This is a genomic window from Mitsuaria sp. WAJ17, from assembly GCF_014174515.1.
Lineage (GTDB): Bacteria > Pseudomonadota > Gammaproteobacteria > Burkholderiales > Burkholderiaceae_C > Roseateles_B.
In genome coordinates, this window is sequence record NZ_JACJUG010000001.1 from 24,261 (window position 1) to 39,891 (window position 15,631).

At 70.8% G+C, this 15,631-nt stretch carries 14 protein-coding genes; 7 read left to right on the forward strand and 7 right to left on the reverse strand.

Annotation, left to right across the window (positions count from 1 at the left end):
* The first annotated feature begins 63 nt into the window (after positions 1 to 63).
* On the forward strand, positions 64 to 1,617 hold the full coding sequence (locus H5407_RS00115; protein WP_183102379.1) for a methyl-accepting chemotaxis protein: 1,554 nt from the start codon (positions 64 to 66) through the stop codon (positions 1,615 to 1,617).
* Positions 1,618 to 1,628: 11 nt separating this feature from the next.
* Here H5407_RS00115 and H5407_RS00120 read toward each other — a convergent pair whose 3' ends face one another.
* On the reverse strand, positions 1,629 to 2,336 hold the full coding sequence (locus H5407_RS00120) for an NrtR DNA-binding winged helix domain-containing protein (RefSeq protein WP_310737592.1): 708 nt from the start codon (positions 2,334 to 2,336) through the stop codon (positions 1,629 to 1,631).
* Positions 2,337 to 2,507: 171 nt separating this feature from the next.
* Here H5407_RS00120 and H5407_RS00125 point away from each other — a divergent pair, with 171 nt between their 5' ends.
* Positions 2,508 to 3,344, forward strand: coding sequence for a cysteine hydrolase (locus H5407_RS00125; RefSeq protein ID WP_183102381.1), 837 nt, complete (start codon positions 2,508 to 2,510; stop codon positions 3,342 to 3,344).
* An 11-nt stretch (positions 3,345 to 3,355) separates the two neighbouring features.
* A complete protein-coding gene (gene pncB, locus H5407_RS00130) occupies positions 3,356 to 4,567 on the forward strand; it encodes a nicotinate phosphoribosyltransferase (protein WP_183102382.1) in 1,212 nt (403 codons plus the stop codon).
* 33 nt (positions 4,568 to 4,600) lie between these two features.
* On the opposite strand, the gene H5407_RS00135 is transcribed toward pncB, so the two are convergent.
* On the reverse strand, positions 4,601 to 6,163 hold the full coding sequence (locus H5407_RS00135) for a carbohydrate-binding protein (RefSeq protein WP_183102383.1): 1,563 nt from the start codon (positions 6,161 to 6,163) through the stop codon (positions 4,601 to 4,603).
* A 275-nt stretch (positions 6,164 to 6,438) separates the two neighbouring features.
* Complete coding sequence (locus H5407_RS00140; RefSeq protein ID WP_183102384.1) at positions 6,439 to 7,497, reverse strand: NAD(P)H-binding protein; 1,059 nt, start codon at positions 7,495 to 7,497, stop codon at positions 6,439 to 6,441.
* A gap of 109 nt (positions 7,498 to 7,606) precedes the next feature.
* On the opposite strand from H5407_RS00140, the gene H5407_RS00145 reads away from it, so the two are divergent.
* The gene (locus tag H5407_RS00145; RefSeq protein ID WP_183102385.1) at positions 7,607 to 8,497 is read left to right on the forward strand and encodes a LysR family transcriptional regulator; all 891 of its coding nucleotides are present in this window, start codon (positions 7,607 to 7,609) and stop codon (positions 8,495 to 8,497) included.
* Positions 8,498 to 8,584: 87 nt separating this feature from the next.
* Here H5407_RS00145 and H5407_RS00150 read toward each other — a convergent pair whose 3' ends face one another.
* Both H5407_RS00150 and H5407_RS00155 read right to left on the reverse strand, forming a co-directional pair.
* Positions 8,585 to 9,844 (reverse strand): MFS transporter, encoded by a 1,260-nt coding sequence (locus H5407_RS00150; RefSeq protein ID WP_183102386.1) that lies wholly within the window; start codon positions 9,842 to 9,844, stop codon positions 8,585 to 8,587.
* Between the two features lie 152 nt (positions 9,845 to 9,996).
* Positions 9,997 to 10,479, reverse strand: coding sequence for a hypothetical protein (locus H5407_RS00155; RefSeq protein WP_183102387.1), 483 nt, complete (start codon positions 10,477 to 10,479; stop codon positions 9,997 to 9,999).
* Between the two features lie 231 nt (positions 10,480 to 10,710).
* Between H5407_RS00155 and H5407_RS00160 the strand changes: the two genes are divergently transcribed.
* Entirely contained in the window at positions 10,711 to 11,916 is a 1,206-nt protein-coding gene (locus H5407_RS00160) for a DUF4382 domain-containing protein (protein ID WP_183102388.1), read from the forward strand.
* Positions 11,917 to 12,003: 87 nt separating this feature from the next.
* On the opposite strand, the gene H5407_RS00165 is transcribed toward H5407_RS00160, so the two are convergent.
* Positions 12,004 to 13,185, reverse strand: coding sequence for an acetylornithine transaminase (locus tag H5407_RS00165; RefSeq protein WP_183102389.1), 1,182 nt, complete (start codon positions 13,183 to 13,185; stop codon positions 12,004 to 12,006).
* Positions 13,182 to 13,784, reverse strand: coding sequence for a DJ-1/PfpI family protein (locus tag H5407_RS00170; protein WP_183102390.1), 603 nt, complete (start codon positions 13,782 to 13,784; stop codon positions 13,182 to 13,184). The genes H5407_RS00165 and H5407_RS00170 overlap by 4 nt, the downstream gene beginning before the upstream one ends.
* 131 nt (positions 13,785 to 13,915) lie before the next feature.
* On the opposite strand from H5407_RS00170, the gene H5407_RS00175 reads away from it, so the two are divergent.
* Both H5407_RS00175 and H5407_RS00180 read left to right on the forward strand, forming a co-directional pair.
* A complete protein-coding gene (locus H5407_RS00175) occupies positions 13,916 to 14,893 on the forward strand; it encodes a GlxA family transcriptional regulator (RefSeq protein WP_183102391.1) in 978 nt (325 codons plus the stop codon).
* Positions 14,894 to 15,061: 168 nt separating this feature from the next.
* Positions 15,062 to 15,619, forward strand: coding sequence for a GNAT family N-acetyltransferase (locus tag H5407_RS00180; RefSeq protein ID WP_183102392.1), 558 nt, complete (start codon positions 15,062 to 15,064; stop codon positions 15,617 to 15,619).
* Positions 15,620 to 15,631 lie beyond the last annotated feature (12 nt).

A 15,631-nucleotide genomic window follows, 5' to 3' on the forward strand; every position in this document is an offset into this window, starting at 1 on the left:
TCTTGCGTGCGAACATCCCTACAGCCTCGTCATGTCCCCTGAGCGAGGTCTGAGGAGATGGTCATGATGCGATCCCTGTCCTCCCCCCGCTCCATTGCCCAGCGCCTGAGCCTGGTCCAGGCCCTGGTGCTGCTGGTGGCCCTGATCGGATCGGGCCTTGGCTACTGGGCCCTTAGCCGCATGGCCGCACACATCGAGGCCATGCATGCCGACACCATGGTCACCGAGCGCGTCGCCGCGGACTGGTACCGCAACGTCTTCAACGGCATCACACGCACCACCGCCATCGCGGTCAGCGGCGACGGCCAGCTGGCCAGCTACTTCGCGCAGCAGGCGGCCGAGTCCACCAAGAGATCCACGGAGCTTCAGCAGAAGCTGGACAAGCTGCTGCTCCTGCCCGAGGACCGCGCGCGTTTCGAGCGTGTCAGCGAGCTGCGCAAAAGCTATCTCAACACCCGCGACGCCATCGCCGCGGCGCGCAAGGCAGGCGATGCGGCCAAGGCCCAGGAGCTCTTCGAGCAGTCCTTCGCGCCCGCGTCCAGGGACTACCTGGAGAGCATCCGCGAGATCGCGCAGGCCCAGCGAGACAGGCTCGACGTCGTCGTGAAGGACCTGCTGGCCACCAACCAGCGAGCCCGCCTGGGCCTGCTGATCTTCGGGGCCAGCGCCATGGTCACCGGTGGCGCGCTGGCGCTATGGCTGGCCCGCTCCATCACCCGCCCACTGCACCAGGCGGCCGCCCTGGCCGATGCCATCTCGCACTTCGACCTCAGCCAGCGCATCGAGGCGCAAGGCAACGACGAGACGGGCCAGCTGCTGCGCGCCCTGCAGACCATGCAGGCCGCCCTGGTGCGGCTGATCGGCGAGCTGCGCGACTCGACGGACAGCATCAACACCGCCAGCGCCGAGATTGCCACGGGGAACATGGACCTGTCCGCGCGCACGGAGCAGACCGCCTCCAATCTGCAGCAGGCCGCCGCCTCGCTGACCCAGCTCACCGGCACCGTTCGCCAGACGGCCGACTCGGCCACCACCGCCAACCAGCTCGCCAGCTCGGCCGCCGAGACCGCCCAGCGCGGCGGGGCGGTGATGGGCCAGGTCGTGGCGACCATGGGGGAGATCAGCGAGAGCTCGCGGCGCATCGTGGACATCATCGGCGTGATCGACGGCATCGCCTTCCAGACCAACATCCTGGCGCTGAACGCCGCTGTGGAAGCCGCCCGCGCGGGTGAACAGGGCCGTGGCTTCGCGGTGGTCGCAGGCGAGGTGCGCTCCCTGGCGCAGCGCAGCGCCGAGGCCGCGCGCGAGATCAAGACCCTCATCGCCGCCAGCGTCGAGCGGGTCGAGTCGGGCTCGCGCCTGGTGACGGATGCCGGCAGCAATATGAAGGACATCGTCAACAGCGTGCAGCGCGTCAGCGACATCATCGGCGAGATCAGCGCCGCGGCGCACGAGCAGCGCGAGGGCATCGCCCAGGTCAATGCCGCCGTCGGCCAGCTGGACCAGATGACGCAGCAAAACGCCGCCCTCGTCGAGCAGGCGGCCTCGGCGGCCGAGAGTCTCAAGGACCAGTCGCAGCGCCTGGCCGGCGCGATCGCGGTATTCCGGCTCAGCTGATGGCGCTTGCTTCAGGCCTTCAGGCCGCGCCCCACCAGGCGCAGCCGCTGGCGGAATTCCTTCTTGAGCCGGTACAGCTGGGCCGGACGATGGGCGCCCTCGGCGCGCTTGGCGCCGGCCACGGGGTCCAGGATGTCCAGCTCGTCCATCTTGCGGCGAAAGCTCACGGCATTCACCGATTCGCCCAGCACCGCCTGGTAGACGGCATGCAGCTCGGGCAGGGTGAAGGGTTCCGGGCACAGGTGGGCCGGCAGCGAGGAATAGAGGCTCTTGCTGCGCACCCGAGCCACCGCCGCCTCCACGATGTGCCCGTGGTCGAAGGCCAGGGCGGGCAGCCGGTCCACGGGCAGCCAGCTGCAGCCCGCCGCGGGCGGCGCATGCCGGGCCAGGCGGCCCGCATCCACCAGGGCCACATAGGCCACGGACACACTCCAGCCGCGCGGGTCCCTCCCCGGGCCGCTGAAGGTGGCCAGCTGCTCCAGGTAGAGCCCGTCCAGGCCGGCCTTCTCGTGCAGCACGCGATGGGCGGCCTCCTCGCAGCCCTGGTCCTGGTCAGGCTTCACATAGCCGCCGGGCAGGGCCAGGGCGCCGGCATAGGGCTCGCGCTCGCGCTTGAGCAGCAGCACCTGCAGCTGCTCGTTCCTGAGGGTCAGCAGCACCAGGTCCACGGTGCAGATCAGGGACGGCGGCTTGCGGGAGGAGTTTGTTGAAGTGCTCACCGAACAGAGGATAGCGCCGAATCCGGTCCCGGGCTGGGCGGCCGCAGCGCTCATGCCTGCTGGACCGGCCTGCGCACGCCTCATCCAGCCGCTGGCTCCAGTTAATTTCATATTGCATTTAAGTGGGCGTATGATGAACCCATTGCGAAAGACCTGGACAGGAGGACCGCCATGAACACCCAGCTGCTGCTGATCGATCCCCAGAACGACTTCTGCGACCTGCCCGAGGAGGGGCTGCCGCAGCACCCGGCACTGGGTACGCCCATCCGCCCGGCCCTGCCTGTGGCCGGCGCCCATGATGACCTGCTGCGCGCCGCAGCCCTGGTGGAGCGCCTGGGCGCGCGCCTGCAGGGCATCACCGTGACGCTGGATTCGCACCAGCGCATTGACATCGCCCACCCCGGCTTCTGGCGGGATGCGAGCGGCCAGGCCGCCCCGGCGCCCTTCACCCCGATCACCGCGGCCGAGGTCCGCGCCGGCACGTGGCGCCCGCGCGAGGCCGCGGCCCTGCCTCGCGTGCTGGACTATCTTGACGCGCTCGAGGCCACCGGCCGATACACGCTGATGGTCTGGCCCGTGCACTGCCAGATGGGCAGCTGGGGTCAGGCCGTGCATGCCGGCCTGCAGGCCGCGCTGGACCGCTGGGCCGATGCGCAGGGCCGCTCGGTGCAGATCGTCAGCAAGGGCGAAAACCCCTGGACTGAGCACTACAGCGCCCTGCAGGCCGAGGTGCCCGACGCGCAGGACGCACGCACCCAGCTCAACCGCCCGCTGCTGGCCGCGCTGGGCAGCGCGGACCAGCTCCTGATCGCGGGCGAGGCCGGCAGCCACTGCGTGCGGGCCACAGTCGAGCACCTGGTCGAGCACCTACCCGCGGCCTCCTGTGCCAAGCTGGTGCTGCTGCGTGACTGCATCAGCCCCGTGGCCGGCTTCGAGGCCGCGCAGGATGCCTTCTTCGCCGCCATGCAGGCCCGTGGCGTGCGGCTTGCCCTCAGCACCGACTTCTGAAGGACCGCCTCATGAGCGCCCCCGCCCAGGCCCCCGTGATCAGCAGCCTGCTGGACACCGATCTCTACAAATTCACCATGTGGCAGGCCCTGCTGCACCGCCATCCGCAGACGCAGGCGGAGTACCGCTTCGTGTGCCGCAACACGCCGGCCTTTCCGCTGAGCCAGCTGAAGGACGAGGTGGAGCGCGAACTCGACGCGCTGTGCGCCCTGAGCCTGTCGGACGAGGAGCTGGCCTACCTGCGCAGCCTGCGCTTCATCAAGAGCGACTTCATCGACTTCCTGCGCCTCTTCCGCTTCCAGCGCGCCTTCATCGAGGTCAGCACCGAGGGCGACACCCTGCACATCGTGGCGCGCGGCCCGCAGGTGCATGTGATGGGCTTCGAGATCCCGGTGCTGGCCATCGTCAACGAGCTCTACTTCCGCCGCCTGGACTGCCCTGCCGTGCGCGCCGAGGGCCAGCGCCGCCTGGACGCCAAGATCGCCACGCTGCAGGCCTTCGCGCAGGAGGCGGCGCGCCATCGCCACCCCTTCGAACTCTTCGACTTCGGCCTGCGCCGCCGCTTCTCGGGTGATTGGCAGCGCGAGGTCGTGCGCCAGCTGCGCGATGCCCTGCCGCAGCACTTCAAGGGCAGCTCCAACGTGAAGCTCGCGCGCGAGCTGGGCCTGGTGCCCATCGGCACCATGGCGCACGAGTACCTTCAGACCTTCCAGGCCCTGGGCACGGTGCGCCTGCGCGACCATCAGAAGGCGGCGCTGGAGGACTGGGTGCAGGAGTACCGCGGCGACCTGGGCATCGCCCTCACCGACGTGGTCGGCATGGACGCCTTCCTGGCCGACTTCGACCTCTACTTCGCCAAGCTCTTCGACGGCCTGCGGCACGACAGCGGCGATCCCATCGTCTGGGGCGAGAAAGCCCTGGCGCACTACGCCAGGCTGCGCATCGACGCCCACACCAAGCGCCTGGTGTTCAGCGACGGCCTCAGCGTGGACAAGGCCATCGCCCTGTACCGCCACTTCGCCGACCGGGTGCAGCTGGGCTTCGGGATCGGCACCCATCTCAGCAATGACCTGGGACTGACGCCGCTGAACATCGTCATGAAGCTGACCCATGCCAACGGCCAGCCCGTGGCCAAGCTCAGCGACAGCCCGGGCAAGACGCTGTGCGACGACCAGACCTTCCTGGCCTATCTGCGCCAGGTCTTCCAGGTCCAGCCCCTGTAGACCCTGGCCAGCAGGCGCCCCGCCCACCCGGCGTCAGCGCAGCAGCACCGGTCCCTGCAGCGGATTCGCCGTCACCCACTGGCTGCCATCCCCACGCACACTGAGCGGCAGGGCCGCACCGGCCTGCCAGGCCTGCAGCGTGCCGCCGGCGCCGTCCACCCGCAGGCTCAGAGGCGTGGCGTGACGCTGGCAGGCCTCGCCCCGGTTGTCGAAGCTGATCAGGAGGCCGGTCGCCACCCGCTCCGCAGTCAGCGCGCAGGCCTCGCGCGCCACGCGGTAGCGCAGGACCTCGGAGACGCCGGCCACCCACAGCCGCCCGGCCTGCACGGCCTGCTGCAGGGCATCCAGGTGCGCCTGGTAGGCGGGCAGGGGCACGGACTCGAAGTAGCCGTCATTCACGGAATGGAAGACGCGCAGCCCCCAGCCGCCCTGCGCCAGGGTATCGCGCAGGAAATTGGGCAGCGAAGCCGGGTTGTCCGCCCCCTGGTCGGCATTGGCGTAGACCTGGAATCGCAGCCGGAAGGGGTCGCTGAAGCCGGCCGCGTTCACGCCGTTGGCCTGCCAGTAGTTGGGCGTGCGCGTGCCCAGGTATTGCGGCATGGACTTCAGGAAGGCCAGCTGCTCGTCCGTGGCCACGTCGAAGGGGAAGCTGAAGAACTGCATCTGGTAGCCGTCCAGCATCTCGGCCACCTTCTGCGTGGACTGACGGATCTCCAGCTCGTTGCCCCCCCATTTCCGGTAAGCCCAGTCGGCATCCATCGGGTGGCCGTGGTCCCAGGAATGGTTGAAGACCTCATGCCCCCTCGACACAAAGCCCTTCAGCCGCGACCAATGGGGTGACCAGGCCGGGTCGCCGCAGCTGCCCGGCATCACGCCGAAGGCCGCCACCAGGCCCCGTCGTGCCAGCTCCTGCTCGCCCAGCACCTGGCCGTCATCGTTGCTCCAGCCGCAGTAGTCGTCAAACAGCACGCTGTAGGCAGCCTGGGCCCCGCCCCGCCAGGTGCTGACCCCGACCTGCGCACCCTGGGTCCGTGCATTGGCCAGCAGCTGCCAGGCCTCGCGGTCCTGTCCGGGCTGCGCGCCCCTGGACCAATAGCGCGCCTCGTAGATCCGCCCCTCCCATTGCACGCGCGCCCCCTTGACGTAGGTCGCGCCGGCCTGCCAATCCGCCGCCGCCGCCTGCGGGACCACAGCGGGCAGGTTCACCCGGCGCACCGGGCCGTCGCTGCAGTCACTCCCCTGGCACAGGCGCACTTGCAGGCGGTTCTCGCCGGCCCCCAGCGGCGTGCTGCAGCCGCCTTGCTGGGCCTGGCGCCACTGCGTCCAACTGGAGGCGTCCAGACGTCCCTGGCAAACGATGGCGCCATTGCGCAGCAACTGCCAGCGATCGGCGGCCGGCCCCCACCATTTGGCCCACGCCAGCTGCAGGGGCTGACCGCTGTCCATCCCCGTCATGTCCGGCGCCAGCACCTCGCCGGTGCCGGGCACCGCCGCCACCGCGCCCAGGGACAGCAGCCAGCCGGCCAGGCTCGCTCCCAGGAAACGCCCTGCGCGAAGGCGCCGCGCGCCTTGCCGCTCAAGCTCCAGATGGACCATCTTGTGTCTCCGTGATCAATGCCGGCACGCGCCCGCCACCCTGGCGGCGCCATCACCGGCGGTCAGTGAAAGGGACTGCTTCGCCCATCCGGACGCCCCAGCGACCAGACGCCAGCGCACCCTAACGCCTTCAGGTCGCAGACACAATTGGTACTACTTTGGTATTTACCCTTGCACTCACCGGCAAGTCGCGTGGCGCCCCCCGGATTGGGTGACAGATCCACCGCCGCCGCGATCGAAGCCAGGCCCGGCCGGCAGCAGACGGCCGGACGGGGTCAAGTCTTGCCCGGCAATTGGGTGGGGGTTCCCAGGCCAGGCGCTTGCGCGGGTTCCGGCAGGCAAGCCAGGCCCTGCAGCGTCCGCCGCATGGCCTCCAGCGCCGGGGTGCGCGGCTCCGCGCCCAGCAGTTCGAGCAGGCGGCGGTTGTCGATGCGTACCGAGTGGCGCCAGTAGGGCAGGATATCGACCGCCTCGCGCGCAAAGCCTCCGAAGGGCGCCGCCAGGCGCATCAGCCACCAGGGAAACGTGCGCTCGGGCAGGCGCTCCGCTCCCACGGCCTGCGCGACCAGCGCCGGCAGCGCGCGCCCGTCCGGATCCCAGAAGCCCTCGAAGCCCACCCGCTCGAAGGGGCGCAGGCCGGGATGCTCCAACAGCCGCACCATGGTCTCGGCCAGGTCCGGCAGATAGGCCCAGGCATGGCCAACATGCGGGGCCAGGTGCGTGAGCCGCCGCACCGGCCGGCCCGTCGTGACCATGGCCTGCGCGAACCAGCTGGAGCGGGTGCGCGGGCCGAAGTAGTCCCCGGCGCGGACGATCAGCACGGGGACCTCGCCCGAGACCGCCTCCAGCCGGCGCTCGAGCTCCACCCTGATCTTCCCCTTGCGCGAGGCCGGCCGCTGCGGGCCGTCCTCCAGCAGCAGCGGCGTGCGAGCGGCATCGACGTTGTAGATGGTGCCCGGAAGCAGGATGCGGGCGCCGCCCGCCGCGCGGGCCGCCGCGATGGTGTTGTCCATCATGGGCAGGACCCGTCGGTCCCAGTCCCGGTAGCCCGGCGGGCTCACGGCATGCACGATCACCTGGACCCCCGCGGCAGCGGCGACCACGTCCTCGCGCACCATGGCGTCGCCGGCCAGCCACTCGATCGACCCGGCCGGCCCCTGCGCCAACCCCTGCAAGCGCGTCCGGTCCGGATGCCGCGCCAGGCCACGCACCGCCCAGCCATGCGCCAGCAGCGCGGCCGATACCGCCCCGCCGATGCTGCCCGAAGCGCCCAGCACCAGGGCCGTCCTCGTGCCGTTGCGGGTGGTCCGGCCGGGGGTGATCGTGCTGTCCATGCTCATCGACTCCTGTGTGTTGGGATGGGCGCATCATCGGCCGCGTCACCTTGGATGACAATTGACGAACAATGCCAACCTGCTAGTTAAAAATCTATGAGCGATCCCGATGCATGACGCCATCTCCTGGGATGACCAGCACGTGTTCCTTGCGGTGCTGGAAGGTGGCAGCCTGTCGGCTGCTGCACGGTTGCTGAACCTGGCGCAGCCAACCGTCCGTGCCCGGCTGGAGGCCCTTGAGCAGGCCCTGGGCGTGGCTCTGTTCACGCGCTCCTCCCAGGGCCTGCAGCCCACCGGGCAGGCGCAGGCCCTGCAGGCCCACGCGCGCGCCATGGACCATGCCTCGCGGGCTTTCCTGCGCGCCGCCACCGCGACGCCCGGCGAAGTGCGCGGCACCGTGCGGCTCTCGGTGGCGGAGACCGTGGGCATCGAGGTGCTGCCCGCCATGCTGGCCGGCCTGCGCAGAAAGCATCCGGCGCTGGTCGTCGAGGTGGAGCTCAGCAATCGGCCGGCGAGGATGTCCGAGCAGGCGGCCGACATCGCCGTGCGCATGCAGCAGCCCACCCAGGACAGCCTGGTGGCGCGCAAGGTCGGCAGCATCGCGCTAGGCCTGTTTGCGCACCGCGACTACCTCTCCCGCCAGGGGCATCCGGCCACCATGGATGAGCTGGCCCAGCACGACTTCATCGGCCCCGACCGCTCCGTGGACGACCATCGCGTGGCCCGGGAGTGGTTCCCGCGCAGCGTCGTCGATCGCATGCTGCTGCGCACCGACAGCCACCCGGCCCAGCATGCCTTCGCCCGCGCCGGCCTGGGCATTGCGGTGATGCACCGTGCCCTGGGACGCGCGGACCCCGGGCTGGTGCAGCTGCTGCCCGACGACTTTCAGGCGGCCTTGCCGGTCTGGCTGGTCACCCACCGGGACCTGCGCCGCGAGCCGCGCGTGCGGGCTGCTTTCGATCATCTGGTGGCGAGCTTCAGCGATTACTGCCGGGCTTGAACCGCCCGGCGGCCGAATGCGTGCGGGACTGGCCCTGGACGCTGGGAACCGAAGCCCGGGATCCGCGGCGCATCGAGCGGGCCCTCGTCAGGAAGCCGGGGCGGCTGGGGTCACCTTGACGATCTGCGCCGGTGCGCTGCGATAGGCCCAGAAACGCGGCAAGGCGAAGCCCGTCGCGATGACGCCGGCGAGGCAGATGGCACCGCCCAGCCAGACCGAGGTGGAGACGCCCCAGGCATCGGCCATGAAGCCCGCGCGGACGTTGCCGATCAGCGGGCCGGTCAGATAGCTGATCATCTCGATGCCGGCCAGGCGGCCGCGCAGCTCGTTGGGAATGGTCTCATTCCAGATGGTGCCGCGGAACACGCCGCTAACCATGTCCGCCGCGCCGGCCACCAGCAGGCAGGCCAGGCCCAGCATCAGGCCGGGCGCGAAGCCCAGGGCCACGATGCCCAGGGCCCACACGGCCGCCGCGACGACCACGGCGCGGCCGTGGCGCCTCACCCGCCCCGTCCAGCCGCTGAAGACGCCAATGAGCAGCGCGCCCACCGACATCGCCGACAGCAGCCAGCCCACGGTCTCGGTGCGCCCATCCGCCGCGGCCATGGCCGGGAACAGCGCCACGGGGAAGGCGAAGGCCATGGCGACGATATCGACGATGTAGGTGCCCATCAGCTCCGGACGCCGCCAGGCAAAGCGCAGACCCTCGGCCAGGTCAGCCAGCAGATGCGGGCGTTCCTGGGGCGAGGCCGGCGTGCCGATGGCCGCTCGCGGGATGCGGGCGATGAAGAAGAGCGCGGCCAGAAAGGTGCAGAAATCGAAGACGTAGGCGCCCACCGCCCCCCAGCGCGCCAGCAGCAGCCCCGCCAGCGCCGGGCCCGCCACCATGCCCACCGTGCCCCGCACCGAGGACAGCGCCGCCACGGCCGCGAACTCCTCGGGCCGCGCAAGCTTCTGCGTCAGCGCCTCCAGCGCGGGGCGGTGGAAGCCGCTGGCCCCCTGGAGCACCGCCACCAGGGCATAGATCATGCCCGCGCTGGGCGCCGCGCTCATCGCGTTGGCCAGCAGGCCGGCCAGGCACAGGGCCATCAGCGCCTCGGAAGCGATCAGCAGGCGCTTGCGGTCCATGCGGTCGGCCACGGCGCCGCCCAGCAGTCCACACAGCAGCACGGGCAGCAGCTGCACCAGGCCCAGCAGGCCGACCTGGCCATTGGAGCGCGTCAGCTCGTAAAGCTGCCAGGGTACGGCCACATAGCTGACCATGGTGCCCAGCCCGGAGATGAACTGGCTGGCGAAAAGCCGGCGGAAGGCGGTGTTGTGGCGCAGAGGGCCGAGGTCGAGCAGCATGCGGGCGGTGGGGGCCGCCCGGCGGCTGCGTCAACGGCCCCATAGGGCGTCGGCAGGCGGCCAGGCAGCGGTGTGGGTGGTGTGGGGCGAGCATAGCGGCATCGGCGCCGGCCTCGCGCCGCCCGCATCGGCATCCGCCCGCCCGGTGCGCCTCAGCAGCCGTCGATCGAGTGGCCGACCACGTGCCGTGCCCTGGCGTCCACCAGATAGCGCACCGTGCAACTGAAGGCGGGCCGGCCATCGGCGCCGGCCCGCGTGGACTTGGAATAGCGGTAGTCGAAGCTGCCGTCCGCCCGGCGCGTGATGCCCTCGGGCTTGCCCATCTTGCGCAGCAACTCCTGGACCGTGGCGCCATGCCAGCTGTCCAGGGCCTTGTCGAATTCGCTGCGGCGCTGCTGGTCGGCTGCCGAGGCCGGTGGCGTGGCCGCGGGCGGAGGCGCCGCAGGAGCGGTGGGAGCGGTGGGAGCGGTGGGAGCGGTGGGTGAAGGGGGCGCGGCGCATCCGCCGAGCACGGCGAGCGCCAGGCACAGGGCCATGGGCGCCGACGACGACGGAAGGAGCCGGCGCACAAGCGCCTGCGTCTGCGTCTGCGTCTGCGTCTGCGTCTGCTTCGGGGGGTGGCTTTTCGTGTTCACGGCGCCGAGCCTACGCTGACTGCCGTTCCCGCCTGGTAGCTAGAAGTAAATTGCGTGTGGGCAGGCTGCAGGAGCGGGCCAGGCCCCCGCAGCAGGACGCACTCGCTTACAGCCGATCCTCGCCCCCCGCCCTGCGCACCGGCCGGCGACCTACCATTCACGAGCACATGGCAACTGTCCCCTGTGGCGGGCCCGCCTCGCCAGCGCCCCCCACTTCCAACGGAGGTGATCATGTTGAAGCTCCTGCCCTTCCTGACCTTCCTGAGACAGCGCGCTGGCCTGCTGGCCGCGCTGTCTCTTGCCACACTAAGCGCCTGCGGTGGTGGTGACGGTGGCCTGTCCTCCGGCCGTGGCGGCACCCTCCAGCTCTCCCTGACGGACGCGCCGGCCTGCGGCTTCGACAAGGTCTACGTGACCGTGCAGAAGGTGCGCGTCCACCAGAGCAGCAGCGCCGCCGACACGGACGCCGGCTGGTCCGAGATCAGCCTCGATCCCGTCCTGCGCGTGGACCTGCTCACCCTGCGCAACGGCGTGCTGGCCACCCTGGGCTCCACGCCGCTCGCCGCCGGCCACTACACGCAGATGCGCCTCGTGCTGGGCAGCAATGGCGCCAGCACGCCATTGGCCAACTCGGTGGTCCCGACGGGCAGCCCCGAGGTCGCCCTGACCACGCCCAGTGCCGCGCAGGCCGGCATCAAGCTCAATGTGGACATCACGGTCCAGGCCAATCAGCTGGCCGACTTCGTGCTGGACTTCGATGCCTGCAAATCCGTCGTCCGCGCCGGCAACTCCGGGCAGTACCTGCTCAGGCCCGTCGTGGCGGTGGTCCCGCGCCTGGTCTCGGGCGTGCGCGGTTCCGTCGATGCCAGCATCGCGTCAGGCAGCACAGTGGTCACGCTGGAACAGGGCGGCACCGTCATCAAGAGCACGACGCCGGACAGCGCCGGCATGTACCTGCTGCAGCCCGTGACGCCCGGTAGCTACGACCTGGTGGTGAGCGCGCCCGGCCGCGCCACGACCGTCGTGACCGGGGTGAGCGTGGCCAGCGGTGCGGTGACCACGCTTTCCACGAGCGCCAGCGGCTTGAACCCGCCCACCTCGGCCGGCGGCACGTTGGCGGGCACCGTGGTGACCGGCAGCCTCCCCATCGACGCCACCGTGCAGGTCACGCAGGCACTCAGCATGGGCCGCTCGATCACCGTGGCCCGCGGCAGTGTGGATGCCAGCACGGGCGCCTATGCCTACCTCCTTCCCATCGGCGCACCTCTGGTCGCGCCCTACGTGGCCGCGCCCACCGCACTGAGCTTCGCCCCGGACCCCGCGGCCGCCGCACGCTACAGCCTCGCGGTGAGCAATGCGGCCGGCACCGTCAAGCGCGCGGGGCCCTTCACGCTGACGGCCGGCGGCACCCTCACCACCAACTTCAGCTTCCCCTGAGCCAGTCGGGGGCGGCGCGGGCGGGCAAGCGGGCGGGTGAGCGGGCGGGTGAGCGCAAGGGGGACGGGCAGGGCCGGCGACGCGAGCTCAGCACAACACCTGCCGCAGCGCCTGGCGCAGCAGGTCCAGACCTTCGTCCAGCTCCGCTGCGCTGACGTTCAGCGCAGGCATGAAGCGCAGCAGATGCGGCCGCGGCGCATTGAGCAGCAGGCCCACCGGCGCCAGGCTGCGCGCCGCCTCGACCACCTCGTCAGCCCGCGGCACGGGCAAGGCCAGCGCCCGCAGCAGGCCGGCGCCGCGTTCGCCGGGCAGGTGGTGCGCCCGTGCGATCGCCTCCAGCCCGCGCGCCAGCTGCTCGCCTCGCTGGCGGACCCCGGCCAGAAAGGCGGGCGTGCATACTTCGTTAACCACCGCCAGTCCCGCCGCCGCCATCAGCGGATTGCCGCAGAAGGTACCTCCCTGATCGCCGGGCTCGAAGCAGTTGAAGCGTTCCTTGCAGAGCAGCGCGGACAGGGGAGCGCCCCCGCCCAGCCCCTTGGCCAATGTCATCAGGTCCGGCTCCACGTCGTAGCGCTCGTAGGCAAAGGCGTGGCCACAGCGGCCGATGCCGGTCTGCACCTCGTCCGCGATCAGCAGCAGCTGGCGCTCGGTGCACAGGGCGCGCAGCTCGCGCACAAAGCCCGGGTCGGCCACGTTGACGCCCGCCTCGCCTTGCACGAACTCGATCATCACCGCCACGCTGTCCGGCGTGATCGCGCGCTCCACCGAGCCGATGTCATCGAGCCTGGCCTTGGCAAAGCCCTGGGGCATGGGCGCATAGATGCTGTCCCAGCCGGGCTTGCCGGAAGCGCTCATCATGGCCAGGGTGCGGCCGTGGAATCCCTGCTCGAAGCTGATGATCCCGTGCGCCCCGCCCCGCTCCCGCCGGCCCCAGCGGCGCGCCAGCTTGACTGCGCCCTCGTTGGCCTCGGCGCCCGAGCTGGCCAGGAAGACTCGGTCGAAGCAGCTCAGCTCGACCAGACGCCGGGCCAGATCCAGCATCGGCCGGTTGTGGAAGGCCGGGCTCGGGTTCACCAGGCGGCTCGCCTGGCTGGCCAGCGCCTGCGCGAGCAGCGCCGGGCTGTGCCCCAGGCTGTTGACGGCCCAGCCCTGCACGAGGTCGAGGTAGCGCTTGCCGCTCTCGTCGATCAGCCAGGAGCCCTGGCCTTCGACGAAGACGATGTCCGGACGGGCGGTGATGGTGATGAGATCGCTGCCGGGCCTGCTCATGCCGCCTCCGTCCAGTCGAACGCCAGTTGGCGCGCGGTGCGCAGCGCCAGCTCTCGGCCCTGCAGGCGCTCCACCAGGTGCAGGCTCATGTCGATGCCGGCCGAGATGCCTGCGGAGCTGACGATGCGGCCGGTGTCCACCCAGCGCCGGCCCTCCACCACGCGCAGGTCAGGCCGCAGCGCGCGCAGATCGTCCACGTCTTCCCAGTGCGTGGTGGCCTCCAGCCCGTCCAGCACGCCGGCCTGCGCCAGCAGCAGGGCCCCTGTGCAGACCGAGGCCAGGACACGCGCCGTGCCGGCCTGCACGGCAATCCAGTCCATCAGCGCCGCCTGGCCCAGCTCGGCATCGACCACGCCGCCGGGCACGATGGCGCAGTCCAGCGGCGGATGGTCGTCCAGCGTCCGATCCGGCTGCAGGCGCAGGCCGGCACGGGCATGCACCGGCTCCGCCCCGCGGGCCAGCGTGAAGACCGTGAAGAGCGGCGGTGTGCCCGCGGGCTGGCTGCGTGCATGGATCCGGGCCGCGGTGGTGAACACCTCGTAGGGGCCGGCCATGTCCAGCAGCTCCACCTCGTCGAAGATCAGGATGCCCACATTCATCTGCTTGCACCTCCCAGGCGTGCGTCCAGTCAAGAGAACGCCAGTGTGCGCAGGCAGGGCTATGACCGCCATGACGCTGTTCCCACCTTTTCTGCCATCACCCCGAATGGCCCGGCCTGCCACAATGGGCCATGACCTGCCGCATCGTCTTCATCCTCTTCCCCGGTTTCCAGCAGCTGGACCTGGCCGGACCGATGGCGGTGTTCGAGGTCGCGAGGCTGCAGCAGCCGGCCAGCTACACCTGGCGTCTGGCGGCTCACGCGGACGGCACGGTGCGCAGCTCGGCGGGCGTTCCCTGGCCGGTTCAGCCGCTCCCGCGCAGCTGCGACGCCGACGACCTCGTCATGGTGATCGGCGGCGACGGCGTCGATGCGGCCTGCCGCGACACGCGCCTGCTTGCCTGGCTGCAGCGAGCCAGCCACAGCGGGGCCCGGATGGCCAGCATCTGCAGCGGCAGCCTGCTGCTCGCTGCGGCTGGCCTGCTGGACCAGCGCTCGGCCACGACGCACTGGTCCCGCAGCCGCCAGTTCGAGACCACCTACCCCGCCGTGAACCTGCAGCCCGATCGCATCTTCGTGCGCGAGCCCGCCCAGCGCAGCCGCCGCGCACGCCGCCCCGAGCTCTGGACCAGCGCCGGCATGACCGCCGGCATCGATCTCTGCCTGGCCCTGGTGGCCCACGACTGCGGCGAGGACGTGGCCCGCGAGGCCGCACGCCAGCTGGTGGTGGAACGGCGGCGGCCGGGCGGTCAGTCACAGTTCTCGCCCCTGCTGGAAACACAGCGGCCGGAGGGCCGCTTCGGCGAGCTGCTGCAGCACATCCGCCTGCACCTGAGGCAGGACCATCGCGTGGACGAGCTGGCCGCGCGCGCCTGCATGAGCCCCCGCCACTTCGCCCGTTGCTTCCGCGCCGAGACCGGCAGCACGCCCGCCCACGTGGTGGAGCGCCTGCGCGTGGAAGCCGCTCGCGCCGCGCTGGAAGGCGGCCAGCCCTCGGTGCAGCGCATCGCCGAGGACTGCGGCTTCGGCAGCACCGAGCGCATGCGCCGCGCCTTCCAGCGCCTGCTGGGGCGGCCGCCAGCGGCGTTCCGTAAAGCTGAGCACGGCTGAGGCGGCGATTCCGGAGTGATGCCAGTCTGGGCGCGTCCTGCGGCTTAATCCATGCGCGCCTGTTCAACAATCTGGCAACGCTGACAGAGAGGTTGCTGTCCACAACTCCATACCATCGGTCGGCTATTCAGTCACCAGGCTGCGCCGATGGGGCAGGAGCGAGGGATCGTGCTGACACTGCCATTCGAGGATTCGCTGCCGCGCGGTTTGACGGATTTGTTGCCAGGGCTGGCGCGGCAGGGTCTGGGTGCCCGCCCCTGCGGCCCTCTGGACCGGGACTTTCTGCGCGCGCTTTATGCCGGCACGAGAGAGTCCGAGCTGGCGCAGACGGGTTGGCCGGCCGAGCAGGTCCAGGCCTTTCTGGCCGGGCAGTTCGAGCACCAGCGGCGCCACTTCGAGACGCACTTCCCCGGCGCCCTTTTCCTGCTGCTGGAGCGCAAGGGTCAGGCGATCGGTCGCCTGTACTGGTGGGAGGGCGAAGACCGGGCCGTGCTCGTGGACGTGATCCTCCTCCCGGCTCTGCGCGGACAGGGCCTGGGCACGGCCCTGCTGAAGACACTGCTGGACCGCGCCGATGCGCGCTGCCTGCCCATCGAGCTGCACGTGGAGGCCGGCAACCCAGCCCGTCGCCTCTACCAGCGCCTGGGCTTCATGCCAGCCGCCGACACGGGCTTCTACACCCCGATGCGCCGACCTGTTCCTCACGCTGCCGTGCTGCACGGCTGATCCACCCACCGC

Bases quoted from the DNA above. Each gene is read 5' to 3' on its own strand.
- H5407_RS00115 (WP_183102379.1), top strand. From the start codon at position 64: ATGATGCGATCCCTGTCCTCCCCCCGCTCCATTGCCCAGCGCCTGAGC.
- H5407_RS00125 (WP_183102381.1), top strand. From the start codon at position 2,508: ATGAACACCCAGCTGCTGCTGATCGATCCCCAGAACGACTTCTGCGAC.
- pncB (WP_183102382.1), top strand. From the start codon at position 3,356: ATGAGCGCCCCCGCCCAGGCCCCCGTGATCAGCAGCCTGCTGGACACC.
- H5407_RS00135 (WP_183102383.1), bottom strand. From the start codon at position 6,163: ATGGTCCATCTGGAGCTTGAGCGGCAAGGCGCGCGGCGCCTTCGCGCA.
- H5407_RS00140 (WP_183102384.1), bottom strand. From the start codon at position 7,497: ATGGACAGCACGATCACCCCCGGCCGGACCACCCGCAACGGCACGAGG.
- H5407_RS00145 (WP_183102385.1), top strand. From the start codon at position 7,607: ATGCATGACGCCATCTCCTGGGATGACCAGCACGTGTTCCTTGCGGTG.
- H5407_RS00150 (WP_183102386.1), bottom strand. From the start codon at position 9,844: ATGCTGCTCGACCTCGGCCCTCTGCGCCACAACACCGCCTTCCGCCGG.
- H5407_RS00160 (WP_183102388.1), top strand. From the start codon at position 10,711: ATGTTGAAGCTCCTGCCCTTCCTGACCTTCCTGAGACAGCGCGCTGGC.
- H5407_RS00165 (WP_183102389.1), bottom strand. From the start codon at position 13,185: ATGAGCAGGCCCGGCAGCGATCTCATCACCATCACCGCCCGTCCGGAC.
- H5407_RS00170 (WP_183102390.1), bottom strand. From the start codon at position 13,784: ATGAATGTGGGCATCCTGATCTTCGACGAGGTGGAGCTGCTGGACATG.
- H5407_RS00175 (WP_183102391.1), top strand. From the start codon at position 13,916: ATGACCTGCCGCATCGTCTTCATCCTCTTCCCCGGTTTCCAGCAGCTG.